The following is a 15,740-nucleotide window of genomic DNA, read 5'->3' as shown; positions in this document are numbered from 1 at the left end:
TCGCAGTGACTGGAATGAGGGGGTGCGTCCCGTCGCCTCGGCATGAGGCTGCGGGCGCCCTCTTCAGTGAAGTCAGTCGGCCAAAATGCTTCAGTCCTGCTTGCGGCGCTGCGACGGCTTGGCGGTCTTGGCGGTCTTGGCGCGCTTCGAGGCGTCGCCCACGCCCTTGAGCTTCACGGCCTTCACGGCCTTGGCCGCCTTCTCCAGCGCCTGCCGCTGGCGCGGCCTCAGCCATCCCAGGGAGAAGCCGGCCGCCGCCGCCGCCGGCACGTCGCTTCGTGCCATCGCCAGCGCGAGTTGCTCACGCGCCTGGGACAGGCCGACCTCGAGATCGTTCAGCGCACCGAGCCGCTGCGCCGCCTCGTGGACACGGGCGAGCTCCCGGGCCCGGCGTTCGATGTCCTTCTTGGTCAACTTGCCGCCGTCGGCACCGGCCGGGACCGCGAACGTCAGCTCCATCGCCAGGCGCAGGCGTCTCAAGCGGCGCCGCAGGTGATGCCGTCCCTCGACATCGAGACGATCGAAGCGTCTGACCTGCTTGTCCGTCGCGGCGCGCCACTGCGCGAGGTGGGCATGGACGGGGGCCAGGCCTTGCTCTTCCTCGGGCGCGCGGTCCGGCGCGGGGCGCGCGAGCCAGCCGATGACCGCGAGCAGCCAGCCCTGGACCTCCGGCGTGAGCAGCGGGCCGGCGACATCGATGGGCGCTGCGGGCGAGACCTCGGAGGCCGCGGACGGACGCTCGGCACGCCAGGCGGCAAGCATCGTCGCGCGCCAGCCGGCTTCGGCCTGCGCATCCGCGTCGCGCGCGGCGGTGAGCCGTCGCGACAACTGCCCGGCGCCCTCGGCGAGCGCGAGCAGCGCGACGTCGTCTTCCGCCGCCAGCAGCCGCAGGCCGGCGCGCAGGCGGCGCAGACCGACGCGCATCTGATGCAGGTGCTCGGGCCGATGCCGGCCGCTCGCGATCTGCGAGGCATTGCCGACGACCGGCTCCAGGCACTCGCGCAGCAGCACGTGGAGCGCATCGTCGCAGCTCATGTCCCCGGTCCAGTGGATCGCATGGGAATCGGCGACCGGCGCGCAGTCGAGCTGGCGCGCGAGCAGGTCGCCCCGCAGCGCTTTCGTACGCAGCTCCAGCGATAGCCCGAAACGCTCGATGGCCCATTGCCGCGCGGTTTCGAGCACGGCGCGGGCTTCACCGCTCTTCAGCTCGATCTCGAGCTCGGCGACCGGCGTGCTGCGCAGCGAGTCGCCCTCGCCCGCGAGCAGCGCGCCGTGATCGAGCGCCAGTTCGACCGTGCCATGCGGCGTGCGCAGCGGCCGCGTCAGGCGGGTGATGTCGGTGCGGAACAGCGCCTGCAGCGCGCCTTCGGGCAGCGTGGCCAGCAGCGCCTGCAACGCCTGCCCGGCGGGATGGTCGGCGTGCCGGGCGACGTCGAGCCGGGGAATGTCCGCGCCGAGCGGCACGTTGTGTTCGAGGCGGGTCATGCCGTCGGGCGCGGCGCCCTTGAGCGTCTGCACCCAGACCTCGCCCTCGCGCCGCAGGCGCAACGCGAAGCCGGCGCGCGCGAGGTCCCGCTCGGGCGTATCGAAGTACGAGGCCTGCAGGCGCTCCTGCGCCGCGACGGACTTGCCCGTCCCCGCGACCCAGCGGCGCACGGCGGGCCATTGCGATTCGGGGATCTGGAAACGCAGTTCGATTTCGGTCATCAGGCAGTGTCGCATGGGCCAAATGACAGCACGGCATCCGGTTCGGCACGCACCGCACCAGCTCGGTCAAACCAGAGTTCGACATCCTCACCTCGCACGCGGAGCACCGCGAAGCCATCGCCCGGATGGTCGGCCCATGCGCTGACGACGCATCGCAGCCGCTGGCCATCCGGGCCGTCGAACTCGAACACGTCGGGCGCGGCCAGTTCCTCGGCCGCCGTGATCGCGAACGGCCAGGGCGCGTAGAGCGCGGAGCTGTGGACCGAGTGGATGCGCACCGACCCGCGGTCGTCACCGTCGATGGCGGAGATCTCCGCGCTCACCCAGCCGGATCGGTGTTCATCGCCCGACAGGAAGACCAGTCCCGAGGCACGATGCCGCCACACCAAGCCCAACAGTTCATGCAGGCTGTGCGGATAGCCGTCCCATCCATCCGAACGCAGGCAACTGGCCGCGTGCTCCACGCTCGTCCGGCGTCGCGGCAGCGGCAGCGAGCCGCTCAGCACGAACTTCGGCCGAGACGCGCCGCGCGACAACCATTCGTTGAATGCATCGCGTTGCGTGGTCGACCACAGGCGCGCGCTCGACCAGTTTGCGACGCGTCGTGCCTCGCGCTCGCAGCGCGCGTCGGCGATGAAGAAGGCCGCGCCGCGCCAGTCGAACTCGTGCCACAGCAGTTCCGGACCGCCGACGCGTGGGCCGGCTTCCCACCGGTGATGCCAGGCGGCCTGGCGCGCGACATCGAACCAGGGGCCGTGGCCGCCGTGGCTGGCGCCAGGACCCGGTTCCCAGTTGTCGACGATCTCGTGGTCGTCGATCGCCTGCACGACGCGCGCCACCGTCGGTGGCAGCAGCCGCATCGGACCGGCCTTGAACTCGCCGTAGCCGCGCGCGTACCGCTCGATCCCGCTGCGCGAGTCGGCCAGTCCGCCGCTCGCATCCGCATAGATCTGGTCGCCGGCGAACAGCACCAGCGAGCAGTCCCGTCCTCGCGCCGTGGACCGCGTGAATTGATGCAGGCGCGCCAGCGACGCAAGACCTGGCCCCGCCTGCGACGCATCGAGTTCCCAACCCGGACTCACATCCAGCAGGCCCGGCGGGTACTGGCACGCGGCAAGCGCAAAGCAAAGGCCTCCGTCGTCGACGGCGACCTCCGACCCGCCCGGCGAGGGCACGAAGCCATGCGCCCAGCGATGCGGCGGCAGATCGAAGAACTGATCCAGCGCGCCTTCGACCTGCGCGTGCAACTCCTCGTCGCCGAGCTCGTGCATCACGCCGCGATGCGCGCCTTCCATGGCCAGCGCGCGCGGCTCCAGGTACAGCGCCACCAGCAGCAGGCCGTGGATGTCGATCTCACGCTCGTCGCCGTCGGCATCCGCGGCGGCGTCGTCCTTCGAGTGGGCCGCTGCATCGGACATCGCGCGCGGCGGCACGGGGAACGCCTCCACGGCCTGCGAGGTCCGCCAGGGCGCGCCCGGCTGCCCCACGCCCGGCGGCACGAAGGACTCGATCCGCCAGGGCTGCGGCAACTGCTCGTAGGTCCAGCCGCCGCGCCACCGCATCGGCACCCACAGCAGCCAATGCGGCCAGCCACGCTCCGGTCGCAGCGCCGTGAGCAGCGGCACGCGGCCGGTCTCCGGCGGCGCCCGCTCGATGCGATGACCCGGCGCCTCGGCGCCGATCAGCAGCGCGTGGGTCGGCGTGCCCCGGCGCGCACGGTGCAGGACCCCGCTCATGACTGCGGCTCCTCGGCCAGGAAGGCCAGCACGTGCGGGAACACCTGCGTCGCGACATGGCGTCCGATCAGGCAGTCCTGATGCCCGTGGCCCGCGATCACCCGGTAGCGATAACGGCCCGGCGCGGCCTGGTCGTAGTAGTCCTTCAACAGCTCGGCGCTGTCGGCGCTGCACAGCCCGTTGTCCTCGCCGTGCAGCGACAGGACCGGGAAGGCCTTGAGCAGCGCCAGGCTCTTCGCCAGACTGTCGAGATAGACGCTCGCGCCCTGCCAGTCGGTGATCTCGTGGCAGCGCGCGAAGTGGATCGCCTGCGCGACCGTGTCCATGTTCAGCGGCCCGAAGTGGTCGTCGATGAATGCCAGCACCGCCTGATCGACGTTGCCGATCGCGAAGTCGCGCCCGTACAGCAGGTCCATGCGGTGCCGCGTGGCGGTCCAGGGCGTGCGCCGCATCCGCCACGGCGGCCAGGGCGGCGGGTTCTCCAGATCGAACTCGGCCTCCGGATACGGCAGGCTGGCCAGCAGCCGGTCGAGCAGGTGATCGAGCAGCGTCGGCGTGCCCTCGGGCCGGAACGCGTACCCGCCCAGCGGCAGGTAGGGCCGCAGGTACTGCATCAGCACGCCGCGCAGGCTGTTCGTCGGCGACATCACCATCAGCGGCGTGACCTGCGAGATCACCAGCTTCGAGATCCGGTCCTTCAGCGCCGCGCGCAATGCGAAGCAGCGTTCCCACGGCTGCTCGCGCGGCTCCAGCAGCGCCATGTGCAGCATCACCGATCCCATGCAGTGCGCGAGGACGTTGAGCCGCTCCCGACCGGTCTCGCGCAGCACACGATCGACGGCCAGCGGGATGTCGTTGAACGCGGATTCCTCGAAGGTCCACGGCAGCGTGGCCGTCGGCAATCCCGCGCTGGTGCGCAGGTCCAGCAGCCAGACGTCGTGGCCCGCGTCCCACAGCAGCTTGGCCGGACCGGGACGCACCGAGTGGTGCGCGAAGGTCGTGCCGCTGGCGCTGTAGCCATGGATCATCAGCACGGGTTCGCCGCCCGGCCGGCCGTAACGCGTGAGGCGGATCAGCACCGGCCGGTCGTCGTCCTCGCGCGTCGGGCGGTCCAGGTCCTGGCGCTGCGCGCCCGCGTCGCCCCAGCGGCCGGCGGCCATCTCGATCACCACGGGATCCGGCAGTCCCGGCACCGTGCCCGGCAGGCGGGAGATGCGCCGCGGTGGCGCCTCGTCGGGCTTGCGGAAGGTCCAGGCATGCAGCCCGATCGTCATCCGCGCGATGTAGGCCATCAACGCGCCGACGTCGCGCGCCGCCGACGGGATGTCGCGCGCCTGCCGGATGCGCAGCAGCGGCAGCCGCTCGCGGGCGAGGTGGTGCATGTCCAGCGTCAGGACGATGTCCCGAGCGCCCGGTGGCGGCGCCATGCCGGCGGCCGGCGTCATCGTCATGCGGCTCAGCTGCGCCCAGGGATTGCCCCGCCGCGTGTAGCTGATCCGCTTGCATCCGCGCAACGGCTGCCCGCGCAGCCCGGCAGCCCAAGCGGGCAGGTCCGCGGCCGGGTCGATGAGCACCTGGTAACGCATCACCCGCGCCTCGCCCGCATGGCCCGCGAGGTGCCAGGCGTTGACGGCCCGCGCGCGCAGGCCTGCCCGTGCCGCGCCCGGCGTCCTGGGCGGCGATCGGTGTCCCGCCCAATCGATCAGACCCTGCCAGGCGTCGCGCACGCCGCGGTTGATCGCCCAGGCCCACAGCCCGCGCGCATGCCGCCGCAACGATCCCGAGTCCTCGCGCTGGAACAGCGTCAGCACGCCTTCCGCCAGCGGCGCGGTGAACAGGGCGTGCTCGTCGCCGCGTTCCTCATGCGCCCAGAGGCGGCCGTCGCCCGGCTTCGGGCCGACGATCTCGAAGCATCCGGGCCGTCGCTCGCGAGCCTCGAAGACGCGAAGCCGGCTGCCCGGCGCCACGATCAGTCGCCGCTCGGGGCCAGGTCTCAACAGCTCCACCAAGGCCTTCGGACGGAAGACGACGCAGAGCTCCACGTACTTCACCGGCGAGCCCGGCGCTCCGGACCAGCGCACGAAGCCGCCAAGGCGCTCGCGCACCTCGATCACCGTGGCATCGGGGGCGCTGGCGGCGCTGCCCTTGCTCGCGCCGCCGTCATGGCCGGAGAGGTTGGCGGCGGGCGGCGGCCCGCCCCGTCCAGGCCCGGCAGGCAGGCGGAACACGGGACGCTCCGGCTCCCGGCGCCGGGCCACCGGCGATGGCGCGCCCAGTCGCCAGAGGACGGCGAGCCGGTCCAGCGCTCGCTGCGCGAGCGCGCTGATCGTCAGCGCCGGATTGATCGCGATCGAGCCCGGCACGATCGCGCCGTCCAGCACGACGAGACCGTCGTGCACCGCCTCGCCATCGCCGGAAAACACCCGCCCGATCGCGTCGACGACGCCGTCGCTGCCGAGGTCCCCCATCGCGCAGCCCCCCAGCGGATGCACGCTGACCATCGGCCCGCGGGCGTCGTTCGTCAGGAAGGCCATCTCCTGCGGCAGCAGCTGCCACAGCGGATTGCGCAGCAGCCGGGCGCCCTGGGTGTGGCAATGGCGCGCCAGCGCCTCGTGACGGCGCGCGATCGCGGGCTCATCGCGCAGCCCGGGCCAGTCGACCTGCAACCCGCCGGACTCCTCGAAGCCCTCCCGCCGGACCAGCCGGCCGGTGCCGCTGTCGCGACCGATGATCGCCAGGGGCAGTTGCCGCTCCGTCACGGAAGGGCGGACCGCGAAGGGATCATCGAAATCGGCCCGCTCCTCATGCGGGCCCGCGTTTGACCGGGCCAGTGCATCCAGCGTCGCCGACAGCGCGAAACCCTCCTCGAAGACCGGACGCAATGCGCCGGGAATCGCCAGGTCCTCGACGACATGATCCGGCCCGGCGTCCCACACGCCGGTGATGGTCGGCCCCACCTGGCGCGCCGCGGGCGGCTGGTCCTCGTCGGCGACCGCATGGACCGCCCGCGGCCAGCCGTGGCCGACCGCGATCACGTCGCCGTTGGCCGAGAACGCCTGCCCCAGCATCCGCGACAGCGTCAGCCCCCGGTCCCGCGAGCGCATCAGGATCTCCGTCGAGCCCAGGCTGCCGGCGGCCAGGATCACCCGACGGGCAAGCACCTCGAACGGCTCGCCCTGCCGTCGGCGCAGCAACTCGTCGGTGTGCTGCAACGTGACGCGCCAACCGGCGCCGGGTGCCGCCACCAGCGCCTCGACGCTCGCGCCGCAGACCAGCTCCGCGCCCTGCCGCCAGGCCTGCAGCAGCAGGCTCGTGTCGAGCGACTGCTTGGCCTCGTGGTTGCAGCCGGTCGCGCAGTCGCCGCAGGCGATGCAGGGCTGGTGCGACCAGGCGGCCGCACCGCGCGGGCGCGCGTCCATCGCGACCTGGATCTTCGCAGCGCGCGTGCGCGCGGGGTCGAGCGCCTTCAACGCCTCGAGCCGGCGCGTCTTGAAGCCGGCCTTCTCGCGCAGGCGTTCGATGGTGTTGTCGCCCTCATCGTCGCGGACGCCCAGCAGGCGCTCGGCGCGCTCGAACCAGGGCGTCATGTCCTCACGCAGGAAAGCCTGCGGCCAGCCGGGTTCGCGGAACACCGCCGGAGCGGGTCGCTCCATCACGCCCGCATTGATCAACGATCCGCCCCCCAGGCCGTTGGCCAGGGCGACGCAGACATCCGGTCCCAGCCGCAGATCGAAGAGCCCTTCGCGACGACCCGTCGGCGCATCCGCGCCGGGACGCGCCAGCCGCACGTGGCCGGGCAGATCGGCGAAGCGGCTGGGGAACGCACCGGGCAGGTACTCACGCCCGCGCTCGAGCACGACCACGCTCAGCCGCCGGCCGTCCTCGTCGCAACGTCCCGCGAGCGCATGCGCCGCCGCGGCGCCGCCATAGCCGCTGCCGACGATCAACACGTCCACGGCGGCCGGGCCCGGCTCCGGGACCGACAGCCGCCCGGCCATCCAGTCCTCGAGCGGCCGCGACAGCCAGCGCGTGCCCGAGGGTCTCGGCCGCTGCGCGTCGGTACCTCCGGACGTCGTGTCGGACGTCGTGCGGGACGGCGCGTCGGACGGGACGCCGGAGGGGACGTCAGAGGGGACTCTCGGCGCCTCCTCGAACGGTCGAGACATCGGCACCCTCCCTGCGATATTCGGCCAGCGCGGCCTGCATCGCGTTGATGAGCAGCTCCTCGGTGACCGGTTTGTGCAGCAGCGTCAGGCCCGCCTCGTGGGCCTCGCGCAACCGCTCGGGCGCAGTGTCGCCGCTCACGATCAGCGCGGGCAGTCCCGGGAACGCGCTTCGCAGCGAGCGCACCGCGCTGATGCCGTCCTCGCCGCCGCGCAGCCGGAAGTCGGTCAGCAGCAGGTCCGGCTGCTGGCCCATGCTCTTGAGCAGGCCCTCGCGGGTGCTGCCGGCCAGCAGCACCTGGCAGCCGTGCGCCGTCAGCAGCGCGTGCATCGCGACCCGCACCGGCTCCTCGTCGTCGATCACCAGCACGCGCATCGGCGGCAGCGCCGGGCCCTGCGTCGGCGTCGAGCCGGGCCGCACCAGCGCGATGTCGGCGGCCGTCACGTTCAGCATGAAGCTCGAGCCCTGCCCCGGCGCCGAACGCAGCGCCAGGTGCAGGTCCAGCAGGTCCACCAGCCGCGTCACGATCGACAGACCCAGCCCCAGGCCCTTGGCGCGGTCGCGCTCCGGGTTACCGACCTGGTAGAACTCGTCGAAGATCCGCTGCTGCTCGTGGTCCGGGATGCCCATGCCGCTGTCGCGCACCGTCAGCCGCCAGACTTCCTCGTCCTGGCCGCGGTGGACCTCGATCGCCACCTCGCCGCGCGCCGTGTACTTGAGCGCGTTGTCGATCAGGTTGCGCACCACGCGCTCCAGCAGCACGGGGTCGCTCTCGACGCAGGCCTCGGGCGGGCAGTCCAGGCGCAGCAGCAGGTGCTTGCGCAGCGCGGTGGGCTGGAACTCCCGCTGCAGCCGGCCCAGCCAGGGCTGCAAGGCGAAGACCTGGTTGTTCACCGGCACGACGTTGGCGTCGAGCTTCGAGATGTCCAGCAGCGCATCCATCTGCGAGGACAGCGAGTGCAAGGCCAGGTTCATCTGCGTGACGATGACGCGGCCTTCGTCGTCGAGCGGGCGCTTGTCCAGCGCCGCGCCGAACAGCGACAGCGTGTGCATCGGCTGGCGCAGGTCGTGGCTGGCGGAGGCCAGGAAGCGCGTCTTCGCCGCCATCGCCGATTCCGCCTGCGACAAGGCCTGGCGCAGTTGCTGGTTGCTCTTGTTCTGCTGCAGCCGGATCAGCACCGACTCGGCGAAGACGCGGTAGGTGTCGCGCGCCAGGCCGGTCAGGATCAGGCCGAAGAAGACGATCAGCGCCGACAGCACCCAGTCCAGCCAGCGGTGCTCCGCGCCGGGCTCGTGGAACAGGCCCCACGACAGCGCGGTGGCGAGCGTCACCGGCCAGAGGAAGACCTGGAACACGACGCGGTGCCCGGCGGTCGTCGCGACCGCGCCGGCGCACAGGCCCAGCAGCACGATGGTCTGCACCATCCGCTGGAAGTCGCTCAGGTGGGGGGCCGCGATCAGCGAGGCGCTGAAGACCAGCCCGTTGGCCAGGCTCAGCCACACGGCCCAGTCCATGCGCTGTTCCAGCGGGCGGTCCTGCATCTCCGGCAGGCGGCCCAGCACGGCCCAGCGCGTCGCCAGCACCGCGTACACGAGGGCCAGCCAACCGTAGGCCAGCCAGGGCGACATCACGCTGGCCGCCATCACCGCCATCATCAGCGCGGCGATGCTCACCGGGTACGGGACGCGGCGGCCCTGTTTGCCGATCAGGCGCAGCAGTTCGAGCTCGACGCTCGCCTGCTCGGCGCTGCGCTCACCCGCCATGACCGGAACAGACAGCGCCTGGCCACTGCCGCGAATGGAAATGCATGGGTTGTGAAAGGCTTGTTCTGGGCCGGCAATATATCGTGCCGTGCCGAAAACGTGCCGCGCAGATAAAACTATGCCGACCACCGCTACCCTTGCGGGCTTTGGTAGGTCGGCATAGCACTCCTCCCCTTGATCACGACGCTGAGGTCCAGGCAGCGCGCGATCGGTACCCAGTATGCAAAGCGACTCGGGGGTCCGATATCCCCCTCAAGAGGGAGACACGCTTTGACATCGATCCATTCCGCATGTGCTCATCCGGAAAACGCCTATGCCGCCCGCGCCTCAGGCGATGCGCACCCGTTCCGGGGCGCGCGTGTCGTGCAGCAACTCCTCGAGCAGCACCAGGTAGTAGCCGAGCGGCGGCGTGCGCATGCCCGGCCGCTTGGCCAGGTCGTCCCAACGGCGCAGCTGCAGCGAGGCGCTCGCGTGCGGGTGGGCCATGAAGAGCAGCCGTTCCTCCGCGTTCATCGGCCCGCCCTGCAACGCCAGGCTGTGGCGCGAGGCCTCCGACAGCCCCGGTCCGTACGCCGGGTCGGTGCTGACCAGGTAACGCTTGGCGGCGACGTGCAGGCGGATCGGCTCCACCACGGCCGGGCCCAGTCCGCCGGCGCGCAGCAGCGGCAGCGCGGTCAACTCATGTTCGTCGTCCCGCAGAGGGGCGCCAGAACCGCCGTCCATCAGCTGCCCGATGTCGTGCAGCAGCGCGGCGGCTACAAGGCTATGCTCCGCGTGGGCCCACTCGGCGAGCTGGGCACATTGGAGCGCGTGCTCCAGCGCGGTGACGGGCTCCCGGCGCTCGTCGCCGTATTGCAGGTGTCCGCGGCGGCGGAACACCGCCTCGATCTTGGCGATCAGGTCCATGGCAACTCCTAGCCATCGCTCCAAGGGCGGAGCGGGCGCCAGTCTCGACCCCGCCGATGACGGATCTGTGAAGCATGGCCGGGGCTCCCATTCAAATTGGATGAACAGTGGCCTCAGTTCCAGTGAACCGACGATGTACGGCGCACGCGGACACTTCATGCCATTCCGGACCTCCCGACGCCCCAGGTCTTCCCAAGGACGCGAGCCGACATGACTGCCATCGACAACCAGAACAACGACCCTGACCAGCAGCCCACGCTGCCCGCCGAGACGCTCGATGGCGCCGCGGCCCCCGCCGCCTCCATCGCCGCGCCGGCGGCGCCCGCGTCCACGGCGATGCCGCCGGTGACGGCTGCGCTGCCGCCCGCGGGCAAGACCCGGTACGACGGCCTGGCGATGCTCTTCCACTGGGTGCTGGCGATCGCGATCATCGGCACCTTCTCGGTGGGCTGGTACATGGCCGACCTGCCGTTCTCGCTGACGCGGCTGAAGCTCTTCAACTGGCACAAGTGGGCCGGCGTGACGATCCTGGCGCTGTCGGCGCTGCGGCTGCTGTGGCGCCTGACGCACCGCCCGCCGGTGGACCTGCCGATGCCGGGCTGGCAGAAGCTGGGCGCGCACGCGGTGCACTGGCTGCTGTACGCGGCCTTCTTCGCGGTGCCGCTGAGCGGCTGGGCCTACAGCTCGGCGGCGGGCTTCCCGATCGTGTGGTTCGGCGTGCTGCCGCTGCCGGACTTCGTCGGCAAGGACAAGGAACTGGCCGAATCGCTGAAGCAGGTCCACCAGTTCTTCGCCTACGGGCTGGGGCTGCTGGTGCTTGCCCACCTTGGCGCCGTGGTCAAGCATGTCGTCCTCGACAAGGACGGCCTGCTGCGGCGCATGCTCCCGGGCCGCGCCTGAGCGGCACGGCTACAGCCCCGGCCCGGCCCGCAAGACACGACACCTGACAACACCTGACCCCCAAGACCCACGACTGGCAGAGGACCTCATGACCGCACGCATGGCCACCCATCTCTCGATCACCGCGCTGTCGGTGCTGAGCGCCGCCCTTTTCCTGGCCGCGCCGGCGATGGCGCAGACCAAGCCGGCGGCCGCGCCCGCCACGGCAGCCGCCGCCACGACAGCGGCCGCGCCCAAGCTGGTGCCGGCGCAGAGCGACATCGCCTTCACCTTCCGCCAGATGGGCGTGCCGGTGGACGGTCACTTCAAGAAATTCGATGCGCAGCTGGCCTTCGATCCGAAGAACGCCGCGGCGGGCAAGGTGAGCCTGTCGATCGAGCTGGGCAGCGCCACGCTGGGCGACGCCGCGACCGACGCGGAGCTGGTCAAGCCCGAGTGGTTCAACGTCAAGAAGGTCCCGACGGCCACGTTCCAGAGCACCTCGCTGAAGGCGCTGGGCGGCGGCAAGTTCGAAGCCGCCGGCAAGCTCACCATCAAGGGTCAGGTCAAGGACGTGGTCGTCCCGGTGGCGCTGGCCCAGGCCGGCGGCACGACGACGGCGACCGGCGCGTTCGCGATCAAGCGGCTGGACTTCAACATCGGCGAAGGCGAATGGAAGGACACCTCCATCGTCGCCAACGACGTGCAGGTGAAGTTCAAGCTGGCCATCACCGGCATGGCGCCGCTGTAAGCCGATTCCGCGGCCGATCCGCAGCCTCCCCCGATTTCTCCAACCGGTCCGGGTCCTTCGCCCGGTTCCTTCTCCACCGCGGTACCCGCCGCGGTTCCATCACTGTTCCGACAACTGTTCGACAAGGACCCACCACCATGATGAAGAAAGCCCTGCTGCTCGCCTCCCTGCTCGCCGTCGCCGGCCTGGCCCAGGCCCAGAGCGCGACCTACGCGATCGACCCGACGCACACCTACGCCACGTTCGAGATCAAGCATTTCGGCACCTCGACCAACCGCGGCCGCTTCGACAAGAAGGAAGGCACCGTGCAGTTCGACAAGGCCGGCAAGTCGGGCAAGGTCGAGATCACCTTCGACATGAACGGCATCAGCACCGGTTCGACGCAGTTCGACACCCACCTGAAGAGCAAGGACTTCTTCGACGTGGCCAACAACCCGACGGCCAAGTTCGTCGGCGACAAGTTCACCTTCTCGGGTGACAAGGTCGCCTCGGTGGCCGGCCAGCTGACGCTGAAGGGCAAGACTGCGCCGGTGACGCTGACGGCCACCAACTTCAACTGCTACGACAACCCCATGCTCAAGCGCGAAGTCTGCGGCGGCGACTTCGAGACCACCTTCGACCGCACCGCCTTCGGCGTCGACTACGGGATCCAGTACGGCTTCTCGAAGGACATCAAGGTCATCGTCCAGGTCGAGGCCGTGAAGCAGTAATCCCCCCGGGAACACTTCACAACCATGCCGGAAGGCCCGCGGAAGCGGGCCTTTCGCGTTTGTGGCGCTTGTGGCGCCCGCCCCGATGGGGGGCGCATGGGCCATCCGGGCCTCCGGCCTGTCGCCGATCGGTGCAGTCCATCCCGCCGTCTTCACGGCGCGTCGCCCGCCGCCCCGGGGGCGCCGGGGTCTTGCGTAAAGTGCGAGCCATACGACAGGTCCTCCCATGAACGCGCCGACTCCCGCCTCCCCCACCCCGCGCCAGCGCTGGCAGAGCTTCATGAAAGCCGCCGAGCAGGGCTTCCACGCCTACGGCAACTGGCTGGTGTCCATCACCTGGAAGCGCTTCACGCTGCTGGCCGTGATGCTGATCATCGGCGCCAACATCCTCCAGACCCTCCCGCCTTTCTCCTTCAGCTGGCAGCTGCCGGTCGAGACGACCGAGACCATCCATCCGCCCAAGGACCTCCGCCGCGATCGCGACACTGACCGCGAACGCCGCGAGAAGCAGCGCGCCGCCGAAGCGGAGAAGAAGGTGGCCGAGGCGCAGAAGAAGATCGACAAGGCCACGAAACCCGCCGACTCCGCCGAAGCCGGCTCCGAGGCGGGTCACGGCGCATCCTCCGCGGTCGATGGCGACGGCCTGCGCTACGAAGTCCAGATCGACAGCCGCGGCGTGCGCATCGTGCCGCGCCATCCGGCCTCGCCGGCCAGCGCCGCGTCCGCCGCCGACGCCGAAGGGGCCGTCGACCCCAACCTGCCGTCCGTGGACATCCGTATCCCGAACGAGAAGCAGCGCGAGGCCATCCGCGACGCGGTGAAGTCCGCCGCCGCCGACGCCAAGCGCGCCCTCGAGGAGGCGGCGGAAGAAGCCCGGCAGGCCAAGGCCGATGCCGAGGAAGCGCGTGACGAGCTCGAACAGGTCCAGCGCGAGACCTCCCGCAAGACCCGGTACCGCACCGTGCACCTGGGCGACTTCCTCGACAAGCTGGCCATCCTGGTCGTGCTGGCCTCGGCACTGCTGAAGGCCACCTACAAGGGCCGCCTGCAGGCCGAGGTGAAGGCCGCCAAGGCCACCGAGACCGCCGAGGCCGAGTCGCTGCGCCGTCAGGTCGTCGAAGCCCGCATGGCCGCGATGCAGGCGCAGGTCGAGCCCCACTTCCTGTTCAACACGCTGGCGTCGATCGACCACCTGATCGAGACCGATCCGCCGCGCGCCTCGCAGATGCAGAAGAACCTGATCGCGCTGCTGCGGGCCTCGATGCCGACGATGCGCGAGGCCAACGCCAACGGCGGCGTGCGCGACCTGGGCCGCGAGATGGCCGTCATCCGGCCCTACCTCGAGATCCTGCAGGTCCGCATGGAAGAGCGCCTGGTGTCGCGCATCGAGGTGCCGGACGGCCTGCTGTCCGCCGAGTTCCCGCCGATGATGATCCAGAGCCTGGTCGAGAACGCCATCAAGCACGGCCTCGAACCCAAGGCCGAGGGCGGCAGCCTGCTGCTCAAGGCCGAGATCGTCCACGGCAAGCTGCAGGTCACCGTCGCCGACACCGGCCTGGGCTTCGGCCGCGCCGCGACCTCGGGCACCGGCGTCGGCCTGGCCAACATCCGCGAGCGGCTCTCGCTGCTCTACGGCAAGGCCGCCAGCGTCACCGTCGCCGAGAACCAGCCGTCCGGCACCGTCGTGATCATCACCGTCCCCTACCGGACCTCCGCCCACCACGCACCCGAACCAGGCACGCAAGGAGCACACGCATGAAAACGCTGTTCAAGACCCTTCTCGTCCTCGGATTCGTCCTCGTCGCCGGCGCGCTGCTGCTCGGCTGGGGCGTGATCCATCTGCTCGGCGACGTCCCGGGCGTGCACCTCACCGTCGACGGCGAGGAGGTCATCCTGAGCGGCATGGGCATCGCCGACGCCTTCGGCGCCGGGCTCGGCCTGATCATCGCCATCGTCGTGATGTGCCTGGTCGTGCCGCTGGTGCTGCTGCTCGGCCTGGGCCTGCCGCTGCTGATCCTGGGCGGGCTGGCGCTCGTGGCGCTGGCCGCGCTGGCGGGCGTCGGCGCGGTGGTGGGCTCGCCGCTGCTGCCCATCGGCCTCGTCGTCTGGCTGATCGTGCGCGACAAGCCGCGCAAGGCGCCGCGGGTGCCGCCCGCGCCGGCAGCGCCGGCCATGACGTCGACGCCGGCCGAACCGTCCCTCCACGCCTGAGGCCACGCGCGGTCCGCCGCCGGATCGCCGCTGACCTGCCCTAACATCGCCTCCCATGAGCGACACCAGCGACACCCACCACGCCCCCCGCGCCGTCCTCGCGGACGACGAACGCCTGATGCGCGAGCAGCTGCGCAGCCGCATCGCCGAGGTCTGGCCCGAGCTGCAGATCGTCGCCGAGGCCAAGAACGGCCTGGAGGCGGTCGAACTGGTCAAGGAGCACAAGCCCGACCTGGTGTTCCTCGACATCCGCATGCCGGGCCTGACCGGCGTCGAGGCCGCCAAGCAGATCGCGCAGCTGCCCGACGACGACGACTGGCCCCTGCCCGAGATCGTCTTCATCACCGCCTACGACCAGTACGCGGTCGAGGCCTTCGAGCAGGGCGTCTGCGACTACGTGCTCAAGCCCGCCGAGCGGGATCGCCTGCTGGTCACCGTCGAGCGCATCAAGAAGCGCCTGGCCCTGCGCAGCGGCGAGGTCGAGCCCGAAGGCCCGAGCACCGGCACGCTGCAGCAGCTGTTGCACTCGCTGTCGGCGCGGGTCAACAACACCAGCGGCTCGCCGCAGTACCTGCAGTGGATCCAGGCCTCGGTCGGCCAGACGATCCAGATGATCCCGGTCGAGGAAGTGCTGTTCTTCATCAGCGACGAGAAGTACACCCGCGTCCAGACGCCGACCGTCGAGGCGCTGATCCGCAAGCCGATCAAGGAACTCGTCGACGAGCTGGATCCCAAGCTGTTCTGGCAGATCCACCGCTCGACGCTGGTCAACGTCAAGGCCATCAACGGGATCAGCCGCGACTTCCGCGGACGCCAGTTGGTCGGGGTCCGCGGACTCGATGAAAAGCTCGAAGTCAGCCGCAGCTACACGCACCTGTTCAAAGGCATGTGACCCGGCCCAGAATCGGGCAC

General features: G+C 70.7%; 11 protein-coding genes. 6 read left to right on the top strand and 5 right to left on the bottom strand.

Translation table 11 applies throughout. From position 1 onward, the window contains the following. Window positions 1–90: 90 nt before the first annotated feature. The 5 genes from ACQ4L4_RS23895 to ACQ4L4_RS23875 all read right to left on the bottom strand — a co-directional run bounded on the left by ACQ4L4_RS23895 (window position 91) and on the right by ACQ4L4_RS23875 (window position 10,277). Window positions 91–1,707, bottom strand: a complete 1,617-nt coding sequence (locus ACQ4L4_RS23895; RefSeq protein WP_431101335.1) for an inorganic triphosphatase — start codon at window positions 1,705–1,707, stop codon at window positions 91–93. Continuing rightward, window positions 1,707–3,443 carry an alkaline phosphatase D family protein gene (locus ACQ4L4_RS23890; RefSeq protein WP_431101334.1) on the bottom strand — a complete coding sequence of 579 codons (1,737 nt, stop codon included), beginning with the start codon at window positions 3,441–3,443 and terminating at the stop codon, window positions 1,707–1,709. The genes ACQ4L4_RS23895 and ACQ4L4_RS23890 overlap by 1 nt, the downstream gene beginning before the upstream one ends. Beyond that, window positions 3,440–7,609, bottom strand: coding sequence for an alpha/beta fold hydrolase (locus ACQ4L4_RS23885; RefSeq protein ID WP_431101333.1), 4,170 nt, complete (start codon window positions 7,607–7,609; stop codon window positions 3,440–3,442). The genes ACQ4L4_RS23890 and ACQ4L4_RS23885 overlap by 4 nt, the downstream gene beginning before the upstream one ends. Next, window positions 7,569–9,371 (bottom strand): ATP-binding response regulator, encoded by a 1,803-nt coding sequence (locus ACQ4L4_RS23880; protein WP_431101332.1) that lies wholly within the window; start codon window positions 9,369–9,371, stop codon window positions 7,569–7,571. The genes ACQ4L4_RS23885 and ACQ4L4_RS23880 overlap by 41 nt, the downstream gene beginning before the upstream one ends. 327 nt (window positions 9,372–9,698) lie before the next feature. Continuing rightward, window positions 9,699–10,277, bottom strand: a complete 579-nt coding sequence (locus ACQ4L4_RS23875) for an HD domain-containing protein (protein ID WP_431101331.1) — start codon at window positions 10,275–10,277, stop codon at window positions 9,699–9,701. Window positions 10,278–10,613: 336 nt separating this feature from the next. On the opposite strand from ACQ4L4_RS23875, the gene ACQ4L4_RS23870 reads away from it, so the two are divergent. From ACQ4L4_RS23870 to ACQ4L4_RS23845, 6 genes are all read left to right on the top strand, one after another. Further along, complete coding sequence (locus ACQ4L4_RS23870) at window positions 10,614–11,177, top strand: cytochrome b (protein WP_431105007.1); 564 nt, start codon at window positions 10,614–10,616, stop codon at window positions 11,175–11,177. Between the two features lie 169 nt (window positions 11,178–11,346). Further along, on the top strand, window positions 11,347–11,907 hold the full coding sequence (locus tag ACQ4L4_RS23865; RefSeq protein WP_431105006.1) for a YceI family protein: 561 nt from the start codon (window positions 11,347–11,349) through the stop codon (window positions 11,905–11,907). A gap of 140 nt (window positions 11,908–12,047) precedes the next feature. Beyond that, window positions 12,048–12,617, top strand: coding sequence for a YceI family protein (locus ACQ4L4_RS23860; protein ID WP_431105005.1), 570 nt, complete (start codon window positions 12,048–12,050; stop codon window positions 12,615–12,617). Window positions 12,618–12,843: 226 nt separating this feature from the next. Beyond that, the gene (locus tag ACQ4L4_RS23855) at window positions 12,844–14,376 is read left to right on the top strand and encodes a sensor histidine kinase (protein WP_431101330.1); all 1,533 of its coding nucleotides are present in this window, start codon (window positions 12,844–12,846) and stop codon (window positions 14,374–14,376) included. Continuing rightward, window positions 14,373–14,828 (top strand): hypothetical protein, encoded by a 456-nt coding sequence (locus tag ACQ4L4_RS23850; protein ID WP_431101329.1) that lies wholly within the window; start codon window positions 14,373–14,375, stop codon window positions 14,826–14,828. The genes ACQ4L4_RS23855 and ACQ4L4_RS23850 overlap by 4 nt, the downstream gene beginning before the upstream one ends. 55 nt (window positions 14,829–14,883) lie before the next feature. Next, window positions 14,884–15,720 carry a LytR/AlgR family response regulator transcription factor gene (locus ACQ4L4_RS23845; RefSeq protein ID WP_377158257.1) on the top strand — a complete coding sequence of 279 codons (837 nt, stop codon included), beginning with the start codon at window positions 14,884–14,886 and terminating at the stop codon, window positions 15,718–15,720. The last annotated feature ends 20 nt before the right edge of the window (window positions 15,721–15,740 follow it).

Source organism: Roseateles noduli (genome assembly GCF_050626985.1).
GTDB classification, from domain to species: Bacteria; Pseudomonadota; Gammaproteobacteria; order Burkholderiales; family Burkholderiaceae_C; genus Roseateles; species Roseateles noduli_A.
Note: the sequence above shows the minus strand (reverse complement) of the source record. Positions and strands in the feature narration are given on the sequence as shown.

Excerpts from the sequence above, each read along its gene's own strand:
- ACQ4L4_RS23895 (WP_431101335.1), bottom strand. The coding sequence starts at position 1,707 with ATGACCGAAATCGAACTGCGTTTCCAGATCCCCGAATCGCAATGGCCC.
- ACQ4L4_RS23890 (WP_431101334.1), bottom strand. The coding sequence starts at position 3,443 with ATGAGCGGGGTCCTGCACCGTGCGCGCCGGGGCACGCCGACCCACGCG.
- ACQ4L4_RS23885 (WP_431101333.1), bottom strand. The coding sequence starts at position 7,609 with ATGTCTCGACCGTTCGAGGAGGCGCCGAGAGTCCCCTCTGACGTCCCC.
- ACQ4L4_RS23880 (WP_431101332.1), bottom strand. The coding sequence starts at position 9,371 with ATGGCGGGTGAGCGCAGCGCCGAGCAGGCGAGCGTCGAGCTCGAACTG.
- ACQ4L4_RS23875 (WP_431101331.1), bottom strand. The coding sequence starts at position 10,277 with ATGGACCTGATCGCCAAGATCGAGGCGGTGTTCCGCCGCCGCGGACAC.
- ACQ4L4_RS23870 (WP_431105007.1), top strand. The coding sequence starts at position 10,614 with ATGCCGCCGGTGACGGCTGCGCTGCCGCCCGCGGGCAAGACCCGGTAC.
- ACQ4L4_RS23865 (WP_431105006.1), top strand. The coding sequence starts at position 11,347 with ATGGCGCAGACCAAGCCGGCGGCCGCGCCCGCCACGGCAGCCGCCGCC.
- ACQ4L4_RS23860 (WP_431105005.1), top strand. The coding sequence starts at position 12,048 with ATGAAGAAAGCCCTGCTGCTCGCCTCCCTGCTCGCCGTCGCCGGCCTG.
- ACQ4L4_RS23855 (WP_431101330.1), top strand. The coding sequence starts at position 12,844 with ATGAACGCGCCGACTCCCGCCTCCCCCACCCCGCGCCAGCGCTGGCAG.
- ACQ4L4_RS23850 (WP_431101329.1), top strand. The coding sequence starts at position 14,373 with ATGAAAACGCTGTTCAAGACCCTTCTCGTCCTCGGATTCGTCCTCGTC.
- ACQ4L4_RS23845 (WP_377158257.1), top strand. The coding sequence starts at position 14,884 with ATGAGCGACACCAGCGACACCCACCACGCCCCCCGCGCCGTCCTCGCG.